This window comes from Spongiibacter sp. (assembly GCF_041602295.1).
Lineage (GTDB): Bacteria > Pseudomonadota > Gammaproteobacteria > Pseudomonadales > Spongiibacteraceae > Spongiibacter.
The window spans coordinates 1-2,816 of sequence record NZ_JBFIGO010000181.1 but is presented as its reverse complement, the minus strand read 5'-3'; the positions used below and the strand labels follow the sequence as shown (position 1 = coordinate 2,816).

Genomic DNA, 2,816 nt, shown 5'->3' with positions numbered 1-2,816 from the left:
TTCCAGAACACCCAGTTCAAGCTGGCGGAAATGGACACCGAGCTCACCGTCGCCGAGGCCTATATGGATCGTTGCCTGGAGCTGCACATCAACAAGCAGTTCGACTCCGTCGCCGCCGCCAAGTGCAAGTTGATGGCCACCGACCTGCAGTGCAAGGTCATCGACGAGTGCCTGCAGCTGCACGGCGGCTACGGCTTTATGTGGGAATACCCAGTGGCCCGCGCCTTTGCCGACTCCCGCGTGCAGCGTATCTACGCCGGCACCAACGAAATCATGAAATTGATTATCGGCCGCGAACTGATTCGCTAACGCCATCTCATCCACAACAAAGGCCACCGCGGCGGCCTTTGTTTGTGCCCGGCTGTTTGCCCCTAGCGCTAACATCCGACACACTCCACTCATGGCCGCCACCACTGCAACCCCGCCCTATGCCCTACTTGCCGCCTTTACCGGCCCCGGCTGCGCCGGCAATCAGGCCCTCGTGGTTTGCCACCGGCAAGCACTTGGCAGCACAGCCATGCAAGCCATGGCGCAGACACTGCTAGCGCGACACCCCGCTACCGCCTGCGCCTTTGTGTCACCGATGTCGCAAGAGGCCAATACAGCCGCCGACTATCAGCTGCGCAGCTTCCACGCCAGCGGCGAAATCCTGCTCTGCGGCCACGCCGCGCTCTGCGCCGCCCACTGGCTGTGGCAGCAAATACCGCGCGCCCAGCCGCTGCGCTTCCACCTGCCCGCCTGCCGGCAACAACTGCTGGCCGAGCGCCACGGCGAAGAGATCTGCCTGGAGCTGCCGGCCAATTTCCTGCGCCCCGCTCAGCCCCCGGCCGGTCTCGCCGCCCTGCTCAAAGGCGAGATTCGCGCCTGTGCCCACAGTCAGACCCTGCCCGGCAGCCTGCTGGTAGAGCTGGCCGACGAACGGGTACTGCGCCAGTTTCAGCCCCGCGCCGAGGCCCTGCTGGCGATCAGCCGCGACTGCCTGCTGCTCACCGCCGCCAGCGCCGCACCAGACATCGATATTGTCAGCCGCTATTTCACCCCGGCCTACGGCACCCTGGAAGACCCGGCAACCGGCTCAGCCCATGCTATGCTGGCTATATGGTGGCGTCAGCGGCTGGGCGACAGGCCACTGCACTGCCTGCAGGCCTCGCCAGCGGGTGGTTGGCTGCGCATCCAGCAGCACCAACAAGGGGTGCGGCTGTGGGCGCAGTGCACAACGATACCAATAATTCACCAGCCCCTGTAACAACGCGGCCAGCGCCACATCAATAGCCCAGGATTATGCACCGGCACAGGAGAGCCTATGCTCGATAAGCCCAGGCCTAAGCAAACTGAAGACGGCACCCATGCACGCTGCGCAGCCGTCTATCAGCGCTGTCGCAGTGACTCGCTGGCCCTGATTGCGCCACTGGGCGAAGAAGACTGCCAATTGCAGTCCATGCCCGATGCCAGCCCCAGCAAGTGGCACCTCGCCCACACCAGCTGGTTTTTCGAAACCTTTATACTGCAACCGCAACTGCCCCACTACTCGCCTTACAACAGCGACTTCGCCCTGCTGTTCAACAGTTACTACAATGCCATCGGCGAGCAATACAGCCGCCCTCAGCGCGGTCTGCTATCGCGCCCCAGCCTCGCCGAAGTGCTGCGCTACCGCGACCATATCGACCGCTATATGTGCGATTACCTCGCACAGCACGGCGACCCCGAGGGCCTGGTGGAGCTGGGTATCCAGCACGAAAAACAGCACCAGGAACTGCTGCTGATGGACATTAAACACGCCTTCAGTCTGCACCCCGCTTTTCCCGCCTACCGACCGCCCAGCCCGGCAGCAGCCCAGCCGCAGGCGCCGCTGAGCTGGTCGCAGTGTGACGGCGGCCTGGTGGAAATTGGCGCCGATGACAGCGGCTTTAGCTTTGACAATGAGCGCCCCCGCCACAAGGTGTGGCTCGCCCCCTATCTGCTGGCCAACCGCCCGGTGAGCAACGGGGAATACGCCGCCTTTATCGCCGACGGCGGCTATCAGCGCCCGGAATTCTGGCTGGCCGACGGCTGGGCACTACTGCAGAGCGAGGCGCGACGCGCCCCGGCCTACTGGCACTGGCGCGACGACCAGTGGTGGGAGTTCAGTCTGTGCGGCCTGCAGCCCCTGCAGGACACGCAAACCCTCTGTCATATCAACTTCTATGAGGCCAGCGCCTACGCCAACTGGGCGGGCGCGCGCCTGCCCACCGAGGCCGAATGGGAGCACGCCAGTCGCGCAATCGCCGTCCAGGGACACTTTGCCGATCGCCGCCGCTTCCACCCGGAAGCCGCTAGCGACGCGCCGCTGGCGCAACTGTTTGGCGATGTCTGGGAGTGGACCAACAGCAGCTACCTGGCCTACCCCGGTTTCAGCCCCTTTGCCGGCAGTGCCGGCGAATACAACGGCAAGTTTATGTCCGGCCAATTTGTACTGCGCGGCGGTGCCTGTATCACTCCCAGCGAGCATCTGCGCGCCAGCTATCGCAACTTTTTTTACCCCCACCAATATTGGCAGTGCGCCGGCCTGCGGCTGGCTCGCAGCACCGACTAACACGCTATGCACCGGCAAAGAGCCAGCAGACAAAGGAGACGACATGCCTAGCGCCCCAGTTTTAGCTGCCGCCATCGACAGCGCAAACCGGCAATTTTTAGCCGACGTTATCGCCGGCCTGCAGCAGCCGCAAAAAACCCTGCCTTGCAAATATTTTTACGACGCCCGCGGCTCGGCCCTGTTTGAACAGATCTGCGCCCTGGACGAGTACTATGTGACGCGCACCGAATTCTCCATCTTACGC

General features: G+C 63.4%; 4 protein-coding genes. All 4 read left to right on the top strand.

What is annotated here, in order from left to right; translation table 11 throughout:
* The coding region (locus tag ABYM29_RS15440; protein WP_372865684.1) for an acyl-CoA dehydrogenase family protein at window positions 1–309 on the top strand (309 nt) is incomplete at its 5' end.
* A 91-nt stretch (window positions 310–400) separates the two neighbouring features.
* Window positions 401–1,246, top strand: a complete 846-nt coding sequence (locus ABYM29_RS15435; RefSeq protein WP_372865683.1) for a PhzF family phenazine biosynthesis protein — start codon at window positions 401–403, stop codon at window positions 1,244–1,246.
* 57 nt (window positions 1,247–1,303) lie between these two features.
* Window positions 1,304–2,572 (top strand): ergothioneine biosynthesis protein EgtB, encoded by a 1,269-nt coding sequence (gene egtB, locus ABYM29_RS15430; RefSeq protein ID WP_372865682.1) that lies wholly within the window; start codon window positions 1,304–1,306, stop codon window positions 2,570–2,572.
* A 43-nt stretch (window positions 2,573–2,615) separates the two neighbouring features.
* A partial coding sequence (locus ABYM29_RS15425) for an L-histidine N(alpha)-methyltransferase (protein WP_372865681.1) occupies window positions 2,616–2,816 on the top strand: 201 nt, incomplete at its 3' end.